Genomic DNA, 22117 nt, shown 5'->3' with positions numbered 1-22117 from the left:
ATAATGTTATTTTATCATAAAACGATATTATTTTTTCAGGTATTTTAACAAAATACTAATTAACCACTGATTTATAATACTTTAAATGAAAATATATAATTTAATTTTTTATCAAAAACTGATGTTTTTTTACTATTTTTTATATTTTCTGCATCATATATTTATCCTTTTGTGGATTTTAATTTAAAAAAAAGAAAATCCGGATCTCTATAATCCGGACTGTCTTATCTAAAAGTATATTTTTAACAAAACCTTACTCTATTTTTTTCACTCCTTTAAAAAGCTCCTTGAATTCTGTAGGCGTTGTTTTTTTGATGGATTTGAACACCTTATTGAAGTTGGCTATATTATTGAACCCTGCTTCAAATGCGGTTTCAGAAACCGTAAGGTTCTTTTCCATCAGCCATCGCGCGGCGTAGCTTATTCTTATTTCATTGAGATAATTGACAAACGTTTTCCCGGTTCTCTTCTTGATAAACCTGTTGAACGTTACACTGCTCATATTCACAAGAGCAGCTGCATCATTAAGAGTAATCTTATTCTCAAAATTCTTATGGACAAAATCATGAACGGTTTTCATTTTATCATTGTCCACAAAGGTTTCAAGCTCTATGCTGTAAGAAGATAAAAGTGTTTTATTTTCGGCAGTAGCTAATTCGTTAAGAATTTTCATGATCTCAATAAAGGATTCAAAGCTGCTCATTTTTGATAAATTGAGGAATGAGTCCTTCAGTTTTTCAGCCGTTTCTTGGGAAAACAAAATTCCCCGGATGGATTCCTTTATCAGATTATTGATAGGCTTCAGAATATTTTTCTCCATAACCGACTGGTTAAAAAAGTCCTGGTTAAACTGAACCGTTATCTCATGGGTTTTCCTGTTTTTACACTTATGATTTGCCCAGCAATGCGGTAAATTAGGTCCCACCAATACCAATTCTAAATTCCCGATTTCTCCTGTGTGATCGCCAATCATTCTCCGGTATCCCTTTCCTTTATAGACAAAGTTGATTTCAATTTCCGGATGATAATGATACGGGAAATCAAATGATGCTTTTATCCGGTCAAATACAAGAAAACTGTCCTCGGGAGATAACGGGGTTATTTCTCTCAAAATATTTTCTAGCTTGCTCATTATTTTGTGAAGAAAATTAAGTTATAATTCAAATACAAGGCTTTTAAAAAGGGAAAAATATTATCTGGTAATATATGAATTTTTATGCTTCCGTGTACTTTTCTTTTTGCATTATCTCAATCTATATTAAATCATGCTTTTTTGTATCTTTAAGCTAAAGTAAATGTATGCCGCGACCGCTTATTTTTGAAGATCATTACAAGAAACTGGGGTTTGAAATTTTTTCTGATAAAAATCTTGAAATCATCAACAGTGAACAATTCCGTCCCTATATCAAAATACTCCTGCTTCCTCCCGGTTATGAACTTACTGTGGACTTTAAACAATATACCATTCAAAAAACTTCCCTGTTTTTCTTAACCAATCAGAACTTTACGATAACAAAAGGAAAAGAAGAAGCTGTTATTCTATTTTATAACCGCGATTTTTACTGTATCCAGATTCATGATAAAGAGGTGGCTTGTGACGGGCTTCTTTTTCATAACATTTTTGAAATCCCTTTTGTGGAACTGGAAGACGAGGAAGCAGTCATTATCAAAGATCTCTTCCGGCATATAAAGTATGAACTTGAATGGCAGGATTCTTCGGCAGAAGAAATGATAAGAACTTATGTAAAACAACTGATCATCCGTGCTACAAGAAAATGGAAAAAACAAAATATTGATAATGAACATATCAAAATTCCTGGTAGTGAACTGGACATTTTCCGGGATTTCAGCAGATATCTTGAAATTCATTTTAAAGAAAAGCATCATGTTTCAGAGTATGCCGACCTGCTTCATGTAGCTCCAAAAACATTAACCCATAAGTTTAAACATCTAAATCTTGAGTCTCCCAACCAGCTTATTATCAACAGGATTTTACTGGAAGCCAAAAGGCTCTTATTTTATACGGACAAGCCTATTAAGGAAATCGCATATGATTTAGGCTATGAAGATCCGGCTTATTTCAACAGGCTTTTTACCAGCAAAACGGGAAGCACACCAGCCACTTTCAAGAAAAATTACACATCGGGAAAAAAGTACAACATTTAAGCCTTTTTCTCTATTTATTTTGACCAATAACCAATATATCTTTGTAACATCAAAAACAAATATACATTAACAATAAAAAACAAAACATTATGAGACGTAACGCTACTGCCGTTTGGAACGGCACCATCAAAGAAGGAAACGGACATTTAACTACTCAAAGCACTACTTTAAACGAAACACAATATTCTTTCAACAGCCGTTTTGCAGACGGAGTGGGAACTAATCCTGAAGAATTATTAGCCGCCGCTCATGCAGGATGCTTCACGATGAAATTAAGCGCTGAATTATCACAGGCAGGTTTCACTCCTGAAGAATTAAAGACTACATCCGTCATCACTTTAGATCCAAGCATCGGAAAGATCACGAAATCTGAACTGACCTTAACCGCTAAAGTTCCAGGAATTACCGAAGAAGAGTTTCAGAAATATGCTAAAATCGCAGAAGAAGGATGCCCGGTAAGTGCCGCTTTCAATTTTGAAATCACTTTAAACGCTACTTTAGCTTAATAATATTCATAAATGATCTGGGCTGCATGTACCAGCTCAGATTTATTTTAACATAAAATATACCGATCGGTATATTTATTTGTATATTTGCATCATATTCTATTGAGAATGTCAAAAGCAGAAAAAACAAAACAGCTCATTATTGAGAAAACCGCATCCTTGTTCAATACCAAAGGTTATCTGGCTACGTCACTTTCAGACATTACGCAGGCAACAGGATTAACTAAAGGAAGCATTTACGGGAATTTTGAAAACAAAGATGAAGTAGCCGTTGAAGTTTACAAGTATAACTCTGGGGTATTGGGTAAAAATATGGCCCACTCATTCGGGGATGAATTTCCAACAACATTGGACAAACTATATGCTTTTGTTGCTTTTTACAGAAAAAACTGGAAAGCCGTTTTCCTTAATGGAGGATGTCCATTAATGAATGCCGCCACTGAAGCTGATGATAATTTTCCTATTCTGAAAAACCAGGTTAAGAAATCGTTTGAGGAATGGACAAAAAAGATTGCCGCCGTTATTTCAGCAGGTCAAAAAAGTAAAGAGCTTAATCCAAAACTCAATGCGGAAGAATACGCTTCATTATTCATTATGCTCATTGAAGGAGGTATTTTACTTTCCAAAACCACAGAAGATGAAAAATATCTGCATCTCGCTTTAGACCGTATTCTTAGCATTATTGATCATGAACTTACCCTTATTCCATCATAAATTTTAATCTATGGAAACAAAAAAAGTGGCCATCGTAGGATACAACAGAATTCCGTTTGCCAGAATCAACACCGCTTATGCTGACCAGGGAAACCAGGAATTATTGATTGCTGCATTAAACGGCCTTATCGATCGTTACCACCTGAAAGGAAAACTTCTTGGAGAAGTTGCGGGTGGCGCCGTAATTAAACATATTTCCGAAAGCAACCTCATCAGAGAATCGGTAATGAATACCTCACTAGATCCGGCTACTCCGGCCTGTGATCTTCAGCAGGCATGTGACACAGGAATTGAAGCAGCCGTTTATATCGGAAATAAAATTGCTTTAGGACAAATTGAAAGCGGAATCGCCTGCGGTGTTGAAGCGATGAGCAATATCCCTTTTGAGTCTTCTCCAAGATTGAGAAAGGCATTATTAAAAGCCAATAAAGAAAAATCAGCTTTTGGTAAACTAAAACAATTATTAAGTCCCAAGCTGAAAGACTGGATGCCAATTCCTTACAAAGGCCAGGAACCAAAAACAGGTCTGGTTATGGGAGAGCATACAGAAATTACAGCCAAATATTACCAGATCTCCCGTGAAGAACAGGATCAACTGGCTTTAAAGAGCCATCAGAATATGGCAAAAGCATACGATGAAGGTTTCTTTGATGATATGATCTCTCCAGCTTTTGGCTTAGATACAGACAATAATCTTCGCCGTGATACTAGCCTGGAAAAATTGGCTTCATTAAAACCTGCTTTTGATAAACAGAACGGGACATTGACCGCCGGAAATTCCACTCCGTTTACAGATGGTGCTTCTGCGGTATTATTAGCCAGTGAGGAGTGGGCCAAAGCCAATAATTTACCCATTTTAGCCTATATTACTTTTTCGGAAGTTGCAGGAATTGAATATGTTGAAAACAAACACAATTTACTTTTAGCTCCTGTTTTTGCAGCGGATAGAATGTTAAAAAAAGCAGGAATGAATCTTGAAGATTTCGATTACTATGAAATTCATGAAGCGTTCGCTGCACAGGTTTTAGCCACCATCAAAATCTGGGAAAACGATGATCTGGCTAAAAAATTCGGACTTGAAAAAGCTTTGGGGAAAATTGACAGGGATAAATTAAACGTAAAAGGCGGAAGTCTTGCCGTAGCTCACCCTTTCGCCGCAACAGGAGGAAGAATCATCGGAACTCTAGCCAAATTGCTCAACGAAAAAGGAAGCGGAAAAGGATTTATTTCCATTTGTGCCGCAAGAGGACAGGGAGTAACCATGATTTTAGAAAAATAAACATTGAAAGTATGGACAGATTAGCACAACTACAACAATTTATAGGAAAGGAATTTGATCAGTCTCCTTCTCCGTTCATGAAATGGCTGAATCCTATTGTCATTTCCGCAGAAGAAGGCCATGTGGAATTTCAATATACCGTAAGGCCGGAATGGCTGAACCCGATCGGAAATCTTCATGGAGGTGTAACTGCCGCTATTATTGATGACATTATCGGAGCTACCATGTTTTCTTTAAATGAAAATTCATTCATCACCACCATCAATAATGTGATCGATTATTTTTCAGCTGCAAAAGAAAATGATATTATTGTAGCTGAAACCAAAATTATAAAAAGAGGAAAACAATTTGTAAATGCCCAGTGCGAAATCTGGAATGCAGACAAAACCAGGTTAATTGCAAGAGGAACCTCCAATTTATTTAAAATTAATAACTAAGTATGAAATCACCATTACCAGATTGTTCTGACAGACAAAACAGTAATAGTGATTGCATATGACCTTAAAATTTAACATCCACATATGAAAAGAGTTGTCATAACAGGATTAGGTGCAGTAACACCTTTGGGAAATAACGTAGAAGATTTTTGGCAAAACAGTATCAACGGACAAAGCGGAGCGAATCTGATTCAACACTTCGATACAGAGAAATTCAAAGTTCATTTTGCCTGCGAGGTAAAAGACTTTGATCCTAAAATCCATTTAAATCATAATGAAATCAAAAGAAGTGATCTTTTCACTCAATACGCTCTATATTCATCCGCAGAAGCGATCCAGGATTCCGGATTGGAGCTGGAAAATATGGACCCTTTTGACACCGGAGTGATCTGGGGAACCGGACAGGGCGGAATGTGGACTTTTGAAAGCGAGGTCATGGATTTTTCAAAAGGAGACGGAACTCCCCGTTTTAATCCGTTCTTTGTGCCTAAATTCATTGCCAATATGGCTTCAGGAATGATCTCGATGAAATATGGGCTCCAGGGAATCAATTACACCACGGTTTCTGCCTGTGCTACCGGAAATACAGCTTTAATGGATGCTTTCAATTATATCCGTCTTGGAAAAGCAAAAGTAATCATTAGCGGAGGATCAGAAGCAGCTATTACCCCTGCTTCCGTGGGAGGTTTTTCGATTATGAAAGCAATGTCCACAAGAAATGATGATTTCAAAACGGCAAGCCGTCCTTATGATGCCAACAGAGACGGTTTTGTCATGGGTGAAGGTGCAGGAGCTTTGGTCTTGGAAGAATATGAACATGCAAAAGCCAGAGGTGCCAAAATTTATGCAGAATTAGTAGGAACAGCAATGACCGCCGATGCATATCACATGACAGCGCCGCACCCGGATGGCATTGGAGCAATCAAATCCATGCAGTTAGCCCTAAAAGAAGCGGGAATAAATGCAGAAGCCATTGATTATTTAAATCCTCATGCGACCTCAACTCCGATTGGAGATCTGATTGAATTAAAAGCAATTAACAATGTATTCAAGGGAAGTAAAAATCTTGACATCAGTGCTACCAAATCCATGACGGGGCATTTATTAGGGGCAGCAGGCGCAGCAGAAGCGATTCTTTCCATTAAAGCGATTCAGACCGGGATTATTCCGCCAACGATCAATGTGGAACATATTGATGAAAATATTCCGAAGGAAGTGAATATTGTTTTTGGAGAAGCGAAAGAGAAAGAGATCAATTTTGCACTGAGTAATGCTTTTGGTTTTGGAGGACATAATGCATCTCTGATTTTCAAGAAGTTCAAATAAATTTCTCTCTGATTGAGCTGATGACGCAGATGTTTGTGTCTGATTAAAGTGTAAGAGATTCTTCCTTCATCAGAATAACAAAAAAATACTATTTAAATAAAAAAGCAGTCCAATTGGACCGCTTTTGATTTTTAAGCTTTTAACCACTCCGATTTGGAAAGATAATTCTGATCAGGATAATAGATGAAAAGAAGGTTTCTTCCTTTGATCGTATTAATGATCGGCTGTGTAAGATCTCTCGGCACAGCAGGACAACCCCAACTTCTCCCGATTCTTTTATGTGCCGCTGCAAACTCATCACTTACATAATCTGCTCCGTGCATTACGATTGCTCTTCTGTACGCTGCATCATTAAATCCTTTATCCATTCCCAACAATCTTAAAGAAAATCCGTTATCTCCATTATACGTAGCATCCGTGATATAAAATCCTAAGCTGCTCTGCAACGAACTTTCCGTGTTTGAAAAATTCGTCGCAAACTCTTCGCCTGTATTTTTTCCGTGAGCTACTAATGAGTTGAATAATACTTTTTTATCATTCAGGTCAATTACCCAAAGCCTTTTCGTGTTGGAAGACATAGAAAAATCGCAAATGGTTAATAAATGCGAGTCATTGTTCAGCAATCCTGCCTTCTTTAAATTTTCAAATCCCGTCAATGCCTTTGAGAAAACTTCGTAATTCAGCTCGTGGTTGGGCTCAAATGCAATCGAGTGGTACAATTCTTCTGCAGAAGATACACTGTTTGTCTTCTCAGATTTCGTGTCTGCTACTAATCTTTCAATCTTTGTGGTGCTGATATTTTCTTTCGCCGTTAATTCCTTTTTTGGAGCAAGGTAAAACGACGTCGTAACCATGTATACAACACCTAATACACTATATAATCCCTTCATTCACTATTATGTTAAATTCAATTAAGCGGAGCAAATTTATAAATTACATAATAACTGAAGCCAATAACCCTACAAAGTTTAACTCAATTTAAGAAACTTTAACTTCCTGATTTCGTGAATTAAACAGCATTATTTTTGTGGATCCGGGACAAACTCAAGGCTTATAGAATTCATACAATACCTTAATCCTGTAGGCTTCGGACCGTCATCAAAAACATGTCCCAAATGAGAATCGCATCTTTTACAAAGTACTTCTACTCTATCCATTCCGTAGGTAAGATCTCTTTCATAATATACGCCTTCCTTATCTGCTTCAAAAAAGCTCGGCCAGCCACAGCTGCTGGAAAATTTGGAAGTGGAACGGAACAGATGGTTGCCACAGACAGCACAATAATACTCTCCAACCTCATCAAATTCATTATATTTTCCGGTAAACGCTCTTTCTGTAGCAGCTTCTCTGGCTATTGCATATAAATCCGGAGCAAGAATCTTTTTCCATTCTTCATTGGAAATTTTTAGCTGGGCTGTATCTGTTCTTGAATAGTATGGATTGTTTTTTGCATCTTTATTTTCCATAGATGAGGTTTTGATGGGTTGATTGGTCTGTGAGCAAGTTTGCAGAAATGTGAATAATACTATTGAAATCAAAAATTTCATAACCAAATTTACTAAATTTGAGAATATGAATGATGAAGCTAAAAGAATACAGCTAAGGAAATATAAATCTTTCGCCACGGGGTTATTTGTACTGATGGCCATTATTTTTATTGTCATGACTATCCTCCAGAAAACAAATGATTCACACTGGATAGGCTATGTTCGCGCTTTTTCGGAAGCGGCAATGGTAGGTGCTTTGGCAGACTGGTTTGCTGTTACCGCATTATTCCGGCATCCGTTGGGACTGCCTATTCCCCATACCAATCTCATTGAAAACAGCAAACAGAGACTGGGTGACAACCTGGGAAGTTTTGTGGTCAATAATTTCCTTTCCCCTCAAAATATCCGACCTTATATTCAAAAGCTGAGAGTCTCCAACTTTGTAGGGGAATGGCTCGCCAAAGAAAAAAACCAGGACATTTTAATTAAAAACCTTTCAGATATCGTATTGGATATTCTCAATAAACTGGATGATTCTACCGTAAGCCATTTTATCAGCAAAAAGGTTTCGGAAATGACGGATGACATTAAGCTTAATAAAATCATCGGAAACGGAATCAATTATCTTCTGGAAAAAAATGATCATCAAAGAATTATCACCAATCTTGCAAGGCAAATTAAAGATTATGTTCTTGAAAATGATGAAATGATCAAAAACAGGGTAAGTGAAGGAAGCTATACCTTCATTCCCAAATTTGTAGATAATAAAATTGCCGAAAAAATTGCTTCCGGTTTATCTGATTTTTTTAAAGAGATCGAAGAAGATCCGGAACATGAAATCCGGGCTTTAATTACCAAAAAAATCCATGAGTTTTCCACTGATCTGAAAGAAGATCCGAAATGGAATGAAGAATTTCAAAACATCAAAAATGATTTGCTGAAAAATGAAAAACTAGAAGAATATTCTAATGACATCTGGATTTCGATCAAAAAAACCTTGATGAAAGAGCTTCAGGAAGAACAATCGGCGCTGAAGAACTATATTTCCAAAAACCTGAATGAGTTTTCACAAAACCTGAAAACAGATGAAAATCTTCAGAACAAAATTGATCATTGGGTACGTGTTACCGCTTACAAATATATCCTGAAAAACACCCATCAGTTTGGAAACCTCATCAGTTCCACCGTAGGAAACTGGAAAGGAAAAGAACTTAGTGAAAAATTTGAGCTTGAAGTTGGGAAAGACCTGCAATTTATCCGGGTCAACGGAACATTAGTGGGTGGATTAGTCGGTTTAATTATCTATACGGTTGCCCATTTCTTCATATAAAACTCACCTTACCAAACCATGAAAAAAACTTTTACTTTTTTACTTCTACTCTATTCTTTTTTTTTTCTCTGCCAGAAAGTCGAGCTCAAAAGCGTGACCGATTCTTCTCAGATATTCAAAGGAGAAATAGCAGGAATGCCGGTTACCATGCAATTAAATTATGCAGGAATTGTTGATTGTAACCAGTATCAGCATTTTGTGGACGGATGGTACTATTATGATAAGTACCAGAAAAAAATCCCTTTGTCAGGCATTTATGATCATGGTAATTTAAATCTCTATCATTTCGGTGGTAAACAAAAGCAGGTTTTCAAAACATTCCAAGGTAAAATTACCTCTATCCGTACGATTGAAAAAGTGGACAGTATCGCAAAAACTCTGAAACCTAAAGAAATCCTGGATTTTACAAGCCATAATGAAAGCAATGAAATTACAGGTCATTTCTACCTAAAAAGTAAAATGCATTCCGCTAAGCTTTCTACCAAGAACAATATGATCTACCGGTACAACAATTATCTTATTCTTCCCCATAATAAGAAAATCAATACGTATGATGTAATTGACCGTTATGGAGGAAATGAGCTCATTTCCTACAAATCCGACAATACCGGGAACAGGGTTCTTTTATATTTTGAAAGGGCATCCAATTTTAATTTTTGCGGGATGTGCGGCGCCAGTGACGGTGAAAAAGGCTACAGAGTGCTTTATTTTACCAAAGACTGGAACTACAAGAGATTTGAAGAATTTCTTACGGAAAGCTGCCTGACCAATATTTATGAAACTACGGAGACAAAAACCAAAGATCCGAAAGTAATAAAATTCAATATCAAAAAAACTACGACTTCTCCTGCTTATACCCTAACTGTAGATATGAAGAATGCATCTGTTGTAAAATCTAAGTAATCTGAGCTTGAACTGTCGTCATTTCGAGTATATTTTGAAGAAATCGTATCGAGAAATTAGGTTTTGAAAGTTCTCGATATATTTTCTTCATTTCATTTCAAAAAATTACTCGAACTGACGTAGCAACGTTCTAGACTTAAGTTAAATAAAAAAGAGAGTCATTTTGACTCTCTTTACATATTTTCAATTATCTCGGCAACCGGCTTGCTCTTTTTAAAAGCTCTTTGTTGATCTCGTTAATCAATTCAGGGCCTTCATAGATAAATCCTGTATATAACTGAACTAAACTTGCACCCGCATCCAGTTTTTCAATGGCATCTTTTGCTGAATGAATTCCTCCGACTCCAATAATCGGAAAAGCTCTGTTACTTTTTTCAGAAAGAAAACGGATCACTTCCGTAGATCTCTTTGTTAAAGGTTTTCCGGAAAGTCCACCCATTTCAGATTTATTTTCTGAAACTAAACCTTCACGCGAAAGTGTGGTATTCGTAGCAATTACCCCTGCGATTTTAGTTTCCTTTACAATATCGATGATATCTAAAAGCTGTTCATCCGTTAAATCCGGAGCAATTTTCAGAAGAATGGGTTTAGGGTTCGCTTTTTCAGTATTCATCTGCTGTAAAGTCCCTAAAAGCTGGGTTAAAGGTTCTTTATCCTGAAGCTCACGTAAATTGGGGGTATTCGGTGAACTCACATTCACTACAAAGTAATCTACGTAAGGGAAAAGCTTTTCAAAACAGATTTTATAATCGTTTACGGCTTCTTCATTCGGAGTTACTTTATTTTTTCCGATGTTTCCGCCGATCAGTACATTTTTATTTTTCTTAAGGCGCTCTACGGCTGCATCCACTCCATCATTATTGAAACCCATTCTGTTGATGATTGCAGAGTCTTCCATTAAACGGAAAAGTCTCTTTTTATCATTTCCTGGCTGGGCTTTCGGAGTTAACGTTCCAATTTCTATGAACCCAAAACCAAGATCCGACAATTCATTGTAAAGCATTGCATTTTTATCAAAACCGGCAGCCAAGCCCACCGGGTTTTTAAACTTCAATCCGAACACTTCTCTTTCCAGCCTTTTATCTTCTATCGGTTTCGGAAGAAAAAGCTTCGTGAAAAAGGAGAAATTTTTAAGCATTGAAAAAGTAAAATAGTGAACTTCTTCCGGATCGAATTTAAAAAGAATGGGACGGATCAGGTTTTTGTACATGCCTTTTTTTGGAGTACAAAGATAACTATTTTAATTGAGAGTGTAAACTTAGCGACCGCACGAAAATAGAGTTATATATAAGAACTTACATCAAGGTTTAAAATATCCGCGACTCTTTTGAATTCATCATCAATGGAAGCATTGAGAATTATTTTTTCATGAGTAACAGGATGATTAAAAATCAATTGATGAGCATGAAGCGTCATTTTGTTGATGCCAAATGTTTGAAGCCACAACTTATTTTGTTTATTGCATCCATGTTTCCGGCAACCTAAAATCGGATGTAAAATGTGTTTAAAGTGCTTTCTTAACTGATGAAACCGTCCCGTTTCAGGAATGGTTTCAACCAGACAATATCTGGAAGTCTGATGTTTTAAAAAGGGTAACTCTATTTCCGACGTCTGTAAACGGCGATAATAGGTAATTGCATTTTGCCTGACTTCATTTTCATTAACTAAGTCATAATCGATGGTTTCCTCTTCCTTTGTCCAACCACGAAGAATGGCGATGTATTTTTTTTCGACTTCCCGTGAGGCAAACTGATCGCTCATCGTTCTCAATGTTTCTTTATCTAAAGTGAACAGCAAAACACCCGAAGTTTTTCGATCTAATCGATGAACAGGGTAAACTTTCTGCCCAATTTGATTTCTCAACTCCTGAATCGCATAAGTATCGGCTTCTCCTGAATAAAAAGATTTATGAACCAATAATCCGCTAGGCTTGTTAATGGCAATAAGATACTCATCCCGATAAAGAATTTCTAACATGGGACAAAAGTAGAAATTTTAAACTGATTAGCTCTGATTGAGTGGCATGGTTGAATTCTTTTTCCGGGATTAGGCTGCGGCGGCGGAGCCGCCGCAGCCTAATCCCGGAAAAAGCGAGCAGTGAAAGCAGGTTCCCGGCTCCTAATTTTCTTATACACAAAAACTTCCTTCTTCATCTTCCTACTTCCCGCTTTTTCACTATTTTTGCAAATTCAGACGTAAAAAAATTATGGCAAAGCAAGAAGATGTTTTCAAGAAAGTGATTTCTCACGCTAAGGAATATGGTTTTATTTTCCCTTCCAGTGAGATCTACGATGGTTTATCCGCTGTTTATGACTATGGACAGAACGGTGCCGAACTAAAAAATAATATCAAACAATACTGGTGGAAAGCGATGGTACAGCTTAACGAAAATATTGTGGGTATTGATTCGGCGATCCTTATGCATCCTACAACCTGGAAAGCTTCAGGCCACGTAGACGCTTTCAATGATCCTCTTATTGACAATAAAGATTCTAAAAAACGTTTCAGAGCAGACGTTTTGGTGGAAGATTATTGTGCTAAAATTGAAGATAAAGAGAAAAAAGAAATTGAAAAAGCAGCCAAAAGATTCGGTGATGCTTTTGATAAAGATCAGTTTATTGCCACGAATCCAAAAATGTTGGAATACAGAGCTAAAAGAGAAGCCATTCTTTCAAGACTTGCTAAATCTTTAGAAAATGAGGACCTTGCGAACGTAAAAGCTTTAATCGAAGAGCTTGAAATTGCTGATCCGGATACCGGTTCCAAAAACTGGACGGATGTGAGACAGTTCAACCTGATGTTCGGAACTAAATTAGGAGCTTCTGCCGACAGCGCAATGGATCTTTATTTAAGACCGGAAACAGCACAAGGTATCTTCGTGAACTTTCTGAATGTTCAGAAAACTTCGCGTCATAAGCTTCCTTTCGGTATCGCACAGATCGGAAAAGCGTTCAGAAATGAGATCGTTGCAAGACAATTTATCTTCAGAATGCGTGAATTCGAGCAAATGGAAATGCAGTTTTTTGTAGCTCCGGGAACAGAGCTTGAGTTCTATGAAAAATGGAAGGAAACCCGTTTAAAATGGCATCTTGCTCTTGGATTGGGAGATGAAAATTACAGATTCCATGATCATGAGAAATTAGCGCATTATGCTAATGCTGCTGCTGATATTGAATTCAACTTCCCATTTGGATTTAAAGAATTGGAAGGTATCCACTCTAGAACAGACTTTGACTTAAAAGCTCACGAAAAATACTCAGGAAGAAAATTACAGTTCTTCGATCCTGAAAGAAATGAAAGCTATGTTCCTTATGTTGTAGAAACATCGGTAGGTTTAGACAGATTATTCTTAGCCTTATTCTCTCACTGCCTGAAAGATGAAGTATTGGAAGACGGCTCAGAGAGAACAGTATTGTCACTTCCTCCTGCTTTAGCTCCTGTGAAGGCTGCTATTCTTCCATTGTTAAAGAGAGATGGATTAGATGAATACGCAGAAAAAATCTTCAATGATCTCAAGTATGATTTCAACCTGATTTATGAAGAAAAAGACAGTATTGGTAAACGTTACAGAAGACAGGATGCCATTGGTACACCTTATTGTATTACGATTGACCATGACTCATTGAATGACAATACAGTAACTCTTAGAGACAGAGACACAATGGTTCAGGAAAGAGTCCCTGTTTCTGAGCTGAGAAGAATCATTGATGAGAAGACCAACTTCAGAAATATACTTTCGAAAATATAGAATAAAGCCTTGAGAAATCAAGGCTTTTTTTATACACTTTTTTTAAATAGATTTGTTTTTGATCTAATTTATTCTGAAACATTATGTGGCTAATCGTTTTACAAAGCTTTCTGATTGTTCTTATCGTTCTCGTTATCCTCATGTATGTTTTCGGATATGGGTACCTTTTCAATGGAATTTCCAAAACGTATTTAAAAGGAAAACTAAGTGCCAATATTGATGACGGAAAATATTTTTCCAGCAATAAAATTGCTACCCGAACACCCAAATCCTGGAAAGAGTCTCCGGACTATAACACAATCGAATTACCTAAAAATTTAGTTGATGACTTGATTCGTTCCAATACCGCTTCTTTTTTGGTCGTTAAAGATGGAAAATTGGTTCATGAACAATATTGGAACGGCTATACTAAGCTTTCGAAAACCAATTCCTTTTCTATGGCAAAAGCGGTTACCGTTATGTTGTTGGGCAAAGCTTTAGAGGAAGGAAAAATTAATAATATTGATGAAAATTTTTCTGAGTATTTTGAAGAATTTTCAAACAAAGAATTCGGGAAAAGCCTGACCTTGAAAAACCTCGCACAAATGGAAGCCGGTTTAGACTGGGATGAAGATTATAAGAACCCGTTTCTTCCTAACGCCAAAGCCTATTATGGAAGAAATCTGATGAAAGCTACCTTTTCACGCAAATTCAAAGAAGAGCCGGGAACCAGGTTTGAATATCAAAGCGGTTCTACACAATTATTGGGTTTTGCAGTAAAAAAAGCGACAGGACAGTCTTTGGCTGGTTATTTATCAGAAAAATTCTGGATTCCATTAGGTATGGAGCAGGACGCAGAATGGAGTACCGACGAAAACGGAATGGAAAAAACCTATTGTTGCATCCACTCCAACAGCAGGGATTTTGCGAAGCTCGGACAGTTATTTTTAGATGACGGAAAAGTTGGTAACGAACAAATTTTAAACCCCAACTTTATCGAACAAATGAAAACGCCCACTCAAAAATCCAAAGAGATTTACGGGATGGGTTTCTGGATTAATAATGATAACCCTGTTAAACACTATTATTTCCTGGGACTTCAGGGACAGTATATCATTATGATTCCTGACCATAAAATGGTGATTGTGAGAACAGGAAGCTATAACAATCTCCCTAAAACTGACAGAGGAAGACCGGATCAGGTAAAATTCCTTGTCAACGAAACCGTTCAATTATTTAGTTAAAACATGATGGAAAAATACAGCACAAAAGTTGATGAATACATCGAAAATTCTCCGGATTTTGCTAAACCGGTCTTACATTACCTTCGAGAAACAATTCATGAAGTATGTCCTGATGCAGAAGAAGCCATCAAGTGGAAATTTCCGACGTTTATGTATAAAGGAAAGATCCTTTGTTCCCTTACTTCTTTCAAACAGTATTGCAGTATGGGATTCTGGCTGCATGGAGAAATGAAAATGATAAAGGAATTAGAAACAAATGCCGAAAAGAGTTCAATGTTTAGTCTGGGGAAAATCACTAAAATGGAAGATCTTCCATCAAAACTTCTACTGAAAAAAGCAATTCTCGAAGCCATGGAATTAACGGATATGGGAGTAACCATGAAAAAGGCAGCCCCCAGCAAAACGGAAACTGAAATTCCCGATTATTTTCAAGAAGCTTTACAACAAAATAAAAAGGCTTTAGAAGTTTTTGAAAACAAGTCTCCTTCATTCAGAAAAGAATATATTATGTGGATCACAGATGCCAAAACCGAAGCCACCCGAAACAAAAGAATGGAACAATCTTTGGAATGGATTGCCGAAGGCAAAGGCCGGAACTGGAAATACGAAAAAAAATAAAACACAACACCAATGAAGAAAAAAGCTTTATCCGTTTTCTTCTCCCTTATTTCGATGTATCTTTTTTCTCAATCCTATAATTTTGAGGAAAAATACAAGTATGCGAGACTATTATCCTCTAAAAGTCCGGATAGTTCGGAAATTGTCCTGAATCAGATTATTGATGCTGCTCAAAAAGAAAACCAGCCAAAATATCTGGTGAAAGCCTATTATTTAAAATCATTCAACAGCTATCTGAAATCGGATGCAAAAAGCAGCCTGGATTTTGCGGAAAAAGCTCTGAACATTTCCGAGCAGAATGATTATGCGATCGGGAAAGCGCTTGCTTACAGGATGCAGGGAACCCAATATGCCAAACTGGGTCTTTTGAAAGAATCTTCTCAAAGTTTGAACAATGCAATATCAGAAGTAAAAAATGACAATACGGATGAGGGACATGAGCTGAAAGGAATGATTTACAATTCTTTTTTAATTCTGCTCAACCAGAATGAGTATGGCAAAAAAGAATATTATTCTAAAAATGCCATCCGGGAGTTTCAGAAAATATCCAATATTGCGAGACGAAATGAACTTCTGGTTTCCGCCTACACCAATATGGGATACAACCTTTCCGAAGTAAAAAAGTTTGATCAGTCCAAAGTTTTTTTTAAAAAAGCGCTTGCTCTAGTAGGGAATGAGAATCATTACCTGAAATGCAATATCCTTCACGATATAGGTTTTTCATTTTCCGAGCAGAACAAACCGGACAGTGCAGTTTCTTATTTTCAGAAAGCTTTAAAAATTGCCGGCACATATGATTTTAACGAGAAGAAGATAGAAATTACCAAAAATTTAGAGAAAGCGTACGAAAAATTAAACGACAGGGACAATTCTCAAAAATACAGATTGCAAAATCTTGAGCTGAAGGACAGCGTAGCCTATAACCAGAAAATGGCTGTAAACCAAACTTTATCCACTAAAGACGAACATTTTGATGAAAAGCTGACGGAGAGCCATACTCTTTCCAAAGGTTTGATCATTGCCTGTATCGCTTTAGCAATCATTTTAGGAATAGTGGTTTTCAACAGCATCCAGCTCAGAAAAAAACATAAGAAGATCGTCGCTGAGATTTATCAGAAAGGAATTACACCGGTTTCTTACGAAGAAGATCCTCTGGAATCTACGGAAGATAATAAATCCGAAGAAAACAATCCGCTTTCCGATATAAAAATTTCCCCTGAAGCAGAGGAAAATATTCTAAAAGGTTTGAAAAATTTCGAAGAAAGCCTTCATTTTAATAATAAAAACATTTCACGTTACAATTTGGCTAATGATCTGAATGTAAATACTAAATACCTTTCTGCAGTGATCAAAAAGCATAAGAATTTTAACTTCAACCAATACATTAATCATTTACGAATTAACTATATTGTTGATCATCTTAAAAGTAATCCGCAATACAGAAAATACAAGATCAATCATCTTGCTGAGATCACAGGATATTCCTCCCACAGCGCCTTTTCCCTTGAATTCAAAAAGATCATAGGAATGCACCCTTCTGCCTTTATAAAAGCATTAGAAGATATTTCCTGATCACTGCTCTGCAATGGTAAGGTTGTTATAGCCGCCTGTATTGTTCAAAGAAAAATTAGCCACATCGGAATTATTCAAATTGAACCAGATATAAGGCATCAATCTTTGTCCGGCTGTCATATAAAAAGAAGCGGTGCAGTTACTTCCCGCATCAATATTCCCGATGCTGTTGGAAGACATGGTATTGACGCACTTTACTGTGTTCACAATATTTGCAGCGGTTAAACCTGCCGTATTGTCATACAATTGCCAAATCGCTTCAATCTGAATCGGGTTTAATACATCCACAGTATAATTAATAGCCAATGGAGACAAATCTGTGGTAAAAGAAGCAATATATACTCCGTTACGAGGTGCTGTAAAAACTCCCGTTGTGGCATTGAAACCAGTTCCTGAATTGCTTTCAAAAGTTTTCGTCCAGCCTACCAGATAATTACTTTGGCGGTTTTGCAGCCCTGTTGTCGTTGTGACTGCTGCGGGAGTGATCAGTTTTACATTATTATTGGTTTTTGAAGCAATAACAATTACTTTATTGGTTGCAGGCTGAGCCGTAAGTAGTGGGAGCCATTCATTTCCATTGGAATATTCTACTCCATTATTATATCGCACCGCTCCTTCATCCGCTGCCGTTGCAGTTAAGGTAGAGGGTCCAAAGCCAATAGCTCCGTTTCCTGAATTCCTTGCATCCACTTTTACAGCAGGAGAATGAGTTCCTGCTCCTATTCTTCCTGTATTCGTAACGATAATATCATTACTTTGCTGTGCAGGAGTAAATGTAGTTCCCGTTACCGGATTATCCTTTTGTCCGTCAATATGCAGAATTCCTCTTGGATTAGGAGTTTGAATTCCGATTTGACAAAACATACGGGTAAAGCTTAATAATGTAATCATTAAAAAAATATTCTTTCTCATCATTTATGTTTTATAATCCAAAAATACTTACTGATGTAAGGGTTCCATCACTATCTAATGTTTTAGCGCTTCCCAAACTTTGAGTAAGACTTATTGTAATATTATCTCCCTGGTTCAGGTTAAAAATCCCCGAACAATTTCCGGCAACTCTGTTAGAAATGGTATTATTTCCCGGATAACTTCCCACACATTTGAACACTTTATTCGTGGCAGAAGATGTTGAGTTGGTTTGAATCAGGCTTTCAAAACGGGAATCGTTGCCAATAGTTCCTGAAGCAAGGGAAAAAGTAAAAGAAACAATATATATCCCTGTTTTTGACGCGGTAAAAACTCCGGTTGAAGAATTAAAACTGCCATTAACATCTGTTTTTTTCGTCCAGTTCGTAATGGCAGTCTGCACACCACTGCTGAAATTCTGCATTGAAGAATTTTCAGCATCAACAAAATCATTCGGGACTTTATGAGCTAAAGATACCCAAGTGGTTCCGTTAGAGTAACTCAGATCCTGAGTTCCTGCATTATATCGTAACGCTCCTGCTTTTGCTGCCGAAGCTGTTTGTGACGTACCTCCAATCCCAATGGCATTCAAGCGTTCATCTGATCTTATATCCAGTCTTGTTTTCGGGGCTTTTGTTCCTACTCCTACTTTTCCGGATGAAGTGATCACTAAGTCATCATAATAAGTAGAAGATGATGCTGTGGAAGTATTTTTCTGTCCATCCACATGGAATATTCCTTCAGGAGAAGTCATGTTAATCCCAATCTGCGCATTGATAAAGCCATAAAAAGAGATCAATATACATATCAAAATTTTGTTCATATCCTTTGTGTTATTGTTCTACTATTGAGAGATTTACAAAACCATAATCATTACTCGCAGGCGTAAGATCTGTTCTCAAACTCAGATTTCCATTATAGACAGATTGATAAATCTGAGGCTGGAAATTATCACCTTTATTCAGTTGAACACCCGCAACACATGATCCGGCAACCTGGGCTTGTTTAGAGGTATTTGAAAAAGATTTTACACATTTTCTCACTACTGTACTTCCGTTCACCACATATCTGGCTTCAGAAAAATAGCCTGAAACAATGGGAATTCTTACAAAATCATAGGTAAATGATACCAGATAAACGCCGGTTCGCGGGGCTGTGAAAACTCCTGTTGTATTATTAAAATTGATTGTGGGATCAGAAATTTCATTCCATCCAGAAATTCCTGTGGAAACCTGATAGGGTATTTTGATGGCAAAATTAGCAGCCTGGATATTGGCAACCACCACCGCCTTTGTCGGAGTGGAAATGAGCTCCTGCCAAACAACCCCATCTGAATATTGCATTTTCCCACCACTCAAAGGATTATACCTCATCGCTCCCGCTCCGGCTACAGCCGCTGTTTGAGTGGTTTCTCCGATACCTATAGAGTTATCCGTATTGTTTGCTGAACGAGCATCCAATTTAGTGGCAGGAGTCAATGTTCCTATACCCATTTCTCCTGAAGAAGTAAAAGCAACGTCATTGGCAATCTGAGCAGAAGTTGGAGCTCCGGTTGATGGATTATCTTTAGCTCCGTCAATATGGAAAGTTGCCTGAGGATTGGAAGTGTTGATTCCTATTTGGGCGTTTGCATAATTGAGAAAAAAGCAGCCCGAAATCAGTACACCCTTTAGCAGAGTGAAATAATTTTTCATATAATGTTGTGTTTTTTGAAATCGTAAAATTCTGTGACAAAGGTAAAACCAAAAAATATCCGGCTACAAACATCAAAAGAATCTTAAAACACAAATGGCTGAAAAACAACATTTTACATGTGTTTTTACACTAATAAAATTCGGAATTTTAATAAAAATGGATAAAAAAAGTACCCTTTTTACTCAAATAAGATTTACTCTAATTAGAAAAAATATTAATTTTTAGTCAGGGTCAATGAAACCTGAAATTGGCTTCAGGTAATGTATTATTTTTTAAAAATGCTTCATACTCCGGAGACAGATGGGCGCGGCCGAAAGTATTTTTCCCGCTCATGCTTCCCAAACGGACCTTATCTTTTCCGAATTTTTTGTTCATCGCATCCATAGCTCTCATGACAGGCAAATGCTGATTTTGAGTATCTTCTTCGAAAAGACTGATCAACCTTTCATTCTCCGGAACAAAATCATTCACCATCACGCCTGCTCTTTTATAATGAAATCCTTCTTTATAAATAGCTTCAAACAGTTCATTCACCACTCTCCCGATAAGAATGGAAGAATTGGTAGGATTAGGAAGAATCTGGGTGATTGCTTTTTTATATTCAGGCAGATCTTTTCTGAAACGATTGGTTTGTACAAAAACCGTGATCATTTTACAGCAGGTATTCTGCTTTCTCAGCCTTTCGGAGCAATACATCCCAAAGGTTTCCACGCGTTCCCTCACGTCTTCTTTGGTCGTAAGCATTTCCATAAAGCTTCGTGTTACGGCAATGGATTTCTTAGGAGAAGCCGCTGATAGTTCCAACTGGCGAATGCCTTTCAATTCATTAATCATTCTCACGCCATGAATTCCCATGATCTTGCGGACCCACATTTCAGGTTTCTGAAGCAGATCCCAGGCTTTATGCACTCCATTATCGCGCATTTTCACTCCCAATTTCCATCCGATTCCCCAGACATCTTCTATGGGAAGCCATTTCAGTGCTTTTTCTATTTTGCCTTGGGTATCTAAAACATAAACGCCATCAAATTTTCCCGGGTATTTCTTTACAATCCTGTTGGCAATCTTACATAGAGTTTTTGTAGGGGCAATTCCTATGCTTACGGGAATTTTTGTGTCTTCCATGATCTTGTTCCGGATCTCAAGGCAATAATCATCAATATCAATGTACTTAAAACTGGTCAGGTCCAGAAACAGCTCATCAATACTATAGACCTCATAATCCATCTTATCAACATAGGAAGCTGCAATATCAATAACCTGTTGACTTTTATAGTTATAATATTCAAATTTAGCGGAGAAGCTTTTCACATCATGCTCCTTGAAGAGATCTTTGTATTTAAATGCCGGAGCCCCCATAGGAATCCCGAGATCCTGAGCTTCCCTGCTTCTGGAAACCACACAGCCATCATTATTGGAAAGGACCACAACAGGCTTGTTTTCCAGTGAAGAATCCAACGTTCTTTCACAGGAAACAAAAAAATTATTGCAGTCTACCAACGCATACATGATGAAGATATTTTAAGCAAAATTATAACTTTTGAATGAGAAACAATGATGCTAAAGAAAAATTTAACAACATATTTAACAACCTGAAAAACAGTATTTTAAATATTTTTTTTAAATACGTCAAGTTTTGTCGCAGACTTTTCTATTTTGCTGATCGTTATCTGATTCCAAGACTGGTTTATTTCGGAATATAATGCAAAAAATAAAGCGTATTGAAATCAATACGCTTTTTCATTTTTTATTATCGGAAATAGAAATTACCATTATTAATTCTCCGTCAAGTATTCATATACTTTTGGGAAAACATTATTTACATTTTTACTTTTTATGGCTGGATTATTTCCATACTCCAGACCTACTTCCAGATAGGATAATATCATTTTTTTTTGCTTGCTGTTTATAGTTTGGATACTTTGTAAATAATGATCTTCTCCTATATTTAAAATTAACTCTACTAAAACAGCACCATGATCATAACCCGCGGCATCACTAAAATCCAATAATGATATCTTTTTTATTGATTCACTATCCTTATTTAAAGAAGAGTCCAACAGACTACAATAATTTATTGATTTCTCTTCTGAAACCGAATTTAATAATTCACTAACTTCAATACCATGGGTCACACATGTATTGGTGCAGGAGATCATTCCAAACAATAAGATTATTAAACATACTTTTAATTTTTTTATCAT

The 22117-nt window shown here is 36.9% G+C and carries 22 protein-coding genes; 12 read left to right on the top strand and 10 right to left on the bottom strand.

The features are described from left to right. Window positions 1-253 precede the first annotated feature (253 nt). Complete coding sequence (locus ACGHIN_RS01500; protein WP_390450246.1) at window positions 254-1132, bottom strand: AraC family transcriptional regulator; 879 nt, start codon at window positions 1130-1132, stop codon at window positions 254-256. Window positions 1133-1299: 167 nt separating this feature from the next. Between ACGHIN_RS01500 and ACGHIN_RS01495 the strand changes: the two genes are divergently transcribed. The 6 genes from ACGHIN_RS01495 (at window position 1300) to fabF (ending at window position 6428) form a co-directional block, all read left to right on the top strand. After that, window positions 1300-2166, top strand: coding sequence for a helix-turn-helix domain-containing protein (locus ACGHIN_RS01495; protein ID WP_390450245.1), 867 nt, complete (start codon window positions 1300-1302; stop codon window positions 2164-2166). An 89-nt stretch (window positions 2167-2255) separates the two neighbouring features. Beyond that, the gene (locus tag ACGHIN_RS01490) at window positions 2256-2672 is read left to right on the top strand and encodes an OsmC family protein (RefSeq protein ID WP_390450244.1); all 417 of its coding nucleotides are present in this window, start codon (window positions 2256-2258) and stop codon (window positions 2670-2672) included. Between the two features lie 108 nt (window positions 2673-2780). Then, window positions 2781-3386, top strand: coding sequence for a TetR/AcrR family transcriptional regulator (locus ACGHIN_RS01485; protein ID WP_390450243.1), 606 nt, complete (start codon window positions 2781-2783; stop codon window positions 3384-3386). 10 nt (window positions 3387-3396) lie between these two features. Next, window positions 3397-4665, top strand: coding sequence for an acetyl-CoA C-acetyltransferase (locus ACGHIN_RS01480; RefSeq protein WP_390450242.1), 1269 nt, complete (start codon window positions 3397-3399; stop codon window positions 4663-4665). Window positions 4666-4676: 11 nt separating this feature from the next. Then, complete coding sequence (locus ACGHIN_RS01475; protein WP_390450241.1) at window positions 4677-5102, top strand: PaaI family thioesterase; 426 nt, start codon at window positions 4677-4679, stop codon at window positions 5100-5102. 84 nt (window positions 5103-5186) lie between these two features. Continuing rightward, complete coding sequence (gene fabF / locus ACGHIN_RS01470; protein WP_390450240.1) at window positions 5187-6428, top strand: beta-ketoacyl-ACP synthase II; 1242 nt, start codon at window positions 5187-5189, stop codon at window positions 6426-6428. A gap of 131 nt (window positions 6429-6559) precedes the next feature. On the opposite strand, the gene ACGHIN_RS01465 is transcribed toward fabF, so the two are convergent. Next, window positions 6560-7318: a murein L,D-transpeptidase catalytic domain family protein gene (locus tag ACGHIN_RS01465; RefSeq protein ID WP_390450239.1), complete on the bottom strand. Its 759-nt coding sequence runs from the start codon at window positions 7316-7318 to the stop codon at window positions 6560-6562. A 129-nt stretch (window positions 7319-7447) separates the two neighbouring features. After that, the gene (gene msrB / locus ACGHIN_RS01460; RefSeq protein ID WP_390450238.1) at window positions 7448-7975 is read right to left on the bottom strand and encodes a peptide-methionine (R)-S-oxide reductase MsrB; all 528 of its coding nucleotides are present in this window, start codon (window positions 7973-7975) and stop codon (window positions 7448-7450) included. 25 nt (window positions 7976-8000) lie between these two features. On the opposite strand from msrB, the gene ACGHIN_RS01455 reads away from it, so the two are divergent. Both ACGHIN_RS01455 and ACGHIN_RS01450 read left to right on the top strand, forming a co-directional pair. Continuing rightward, window positions 8001-9245, top strand: coding sequence for a DUF445 domain-containing protein (locus tag ACGHIN_RS01455; protein WP_390450237.1), 1245 nt, complete (start codon window positions 8001-8003; stop codon window positions 9243-9245). A gap of 93 nt (window positions 9246-9338) precedes the next feature. Continuing rightward, complete coding sequence (locus ACGHIN_RS01450; RefSeq protein ID WP_390450236.1) at window positions 9339-10148, top strand: hypothetical protein; 810 nt, start codon at window positions 9339-9341, stop codon at window positions 10146-10148. A gap of 187 nt (window positions 10149-10335) precedes the next feature. Here ACGHIN_RS01450 and ACGHIN_RS01445 read toward each other — a convergent pair whose 3' ends face one another. After that, entirely contained in the window at window positions 10336-11358 is a 1023-nt protein-coding gene (locus ACGHIN_RS01445) for a quinone-dependent dihydroorotate dehydrogenase (RefSeq protein WP_390450235.1), read from the bottom strand. 71 nt (window positions 11359-11429) lie between these two features. After that, the gene (locus tag ACGHIN_RS01440; RefSeq protein ID WP_390450234.1) at window positions 11430-12125 is read right to left on the bottom strand and encodes a pseudouridine synthase; all 696 of its coding nucleotides are present in this window, start codon (window positions 12123-12125) and stop codon (window positions 11430-11432) included. 229 nt (window positions 12126-12354) lie between these two features. On the opposite strand from ACGHIN_RS01440, the gene ACGHIN_RS01435 reads away from it, so the two are divergent. The 4 genes from ACGHIN_RS01435 to ACGHIN_RS01420 all read left to right on the top strand — a co-directional run bounded on the left by ACGHIN_RS01435 (window position 12355) and on the right by ACGHIN_RS01420 (window position 17309). Continuing rightward, a complete protein-coding gene (locus tag ACGHIN_RS01435; RefSeq protein ID WP_390450233.1) occupies window positions 12355-13896 on the top strand; it encodes a glycine--tRNA ligase in 1542 nt (513 codons plus the stop codon). Between the two features lie 83 nt (window positions 13897-13979). After that, window positions 13980-15119 carry a serine hydrolase domain-containing protein gene (locus tag ACGHIN_RS01430; RefSeq protein ID WP_390450232.1) on the top strand — a complete coding sequence of 380 codons (1140 nt, stop codon included), beginning with the start codon at window positions 13980-13982 and terminating at the stop codon, window positions 15117-15119. A gap of 3 nt (window positions 15120-15122) precedes the next feature. After that, window positions 15123-15737, top strand: coding sequence for a YdeI/OmpD-associated family protein (locus ACGHIN_RS01425; protein ID WP_390450231.1), 615 nt, complete (start codon window positions 15123-15125; stop codon window positions 15735-15737). 12 nt (window positions 15738-15749) lie between these two features. Next, a complete protein-coding gene (locus tag ACGHIN_RS01420; protein WP_390450230.1) occupies window positions 15750-17309 on the top strand; it encodes a helix-turn-helix domain-containing protein in 1560 nt (519 codons plus the stop codon). Here the strand turns inward: ACGHIN_RS01420 and ACGHIN_RS01415 are convergent, their stop codons facing one another. The 5 genes from ACGHIN_RS01415 to ACGHIN_RS01395 form a co-directional block, all read right to left on the bottom strand. Further along, window positions 17310-18221, bottom strand: coding sequence for a hypothetical protein (locus ACGHIN_RS01415; RefSeq protein ID WP_390450229.1), 912 nt, complete (start codon window positions 18219-18221; stop codon window positions 17310-17312). It abuts the gene before it with no gap. Between the two features lie 10 nt (window positions 18222-18231). Further along, window positions 18232-19041, bottom strand: a complete 810-nt coding sequence (locus tag ACGHIN_RS01410) for a hypothetical protein (RefSeq protein ID WP_390450228.1) — start codon at window positions 19039-19041, stop codon at window positions 18232-18234. Window positions 19042-19051: 10 nt separating this feature from the next. Continuing rightward, entirely contained in the window at window positions 19052-19912 is an 861-nt protein-coding gene (locus ACGHIN_RS01405) for a complement C1q domain-containing protein (RefSeq protein WP_390450227.1), read from the bottom strand. A gap of 232 nt (window positions 19913-20144) precedes the next feature. Continuing rightward, entirely contained in the window at window positions 20145-21422 is a 1278-nt protein-coding gene (locus ACGHIN_RS01400; RefSeq protein WP_390450226.1) for a Y-family DNA polymerase, read from the bottom strand. A gap of 266 nt (window positions 21423-21688) precedes the next feature. Then, window positions 21689-22117, bottom strand: coding sequence for a hypothetical protein (locus ACGHIN_RS01395; RefSeq protein WP_390450225.1), 429 nt, complete (start codon window positions 22115-22117; stop codon window positions 21689-21691).

Source organism: Chryseobacterium barbadense (assembly GCF_042849955.1).
In the GTDB taxonomy this organism is placed as follows: Bacteria; Bacteroidota; Bacteroidia; order Flavobacteriales; family Weeksellaceae; genus Chryseobacterium.
This window is presented reverse-complemented; position numbering and strand designations above follow the sequence as displayed.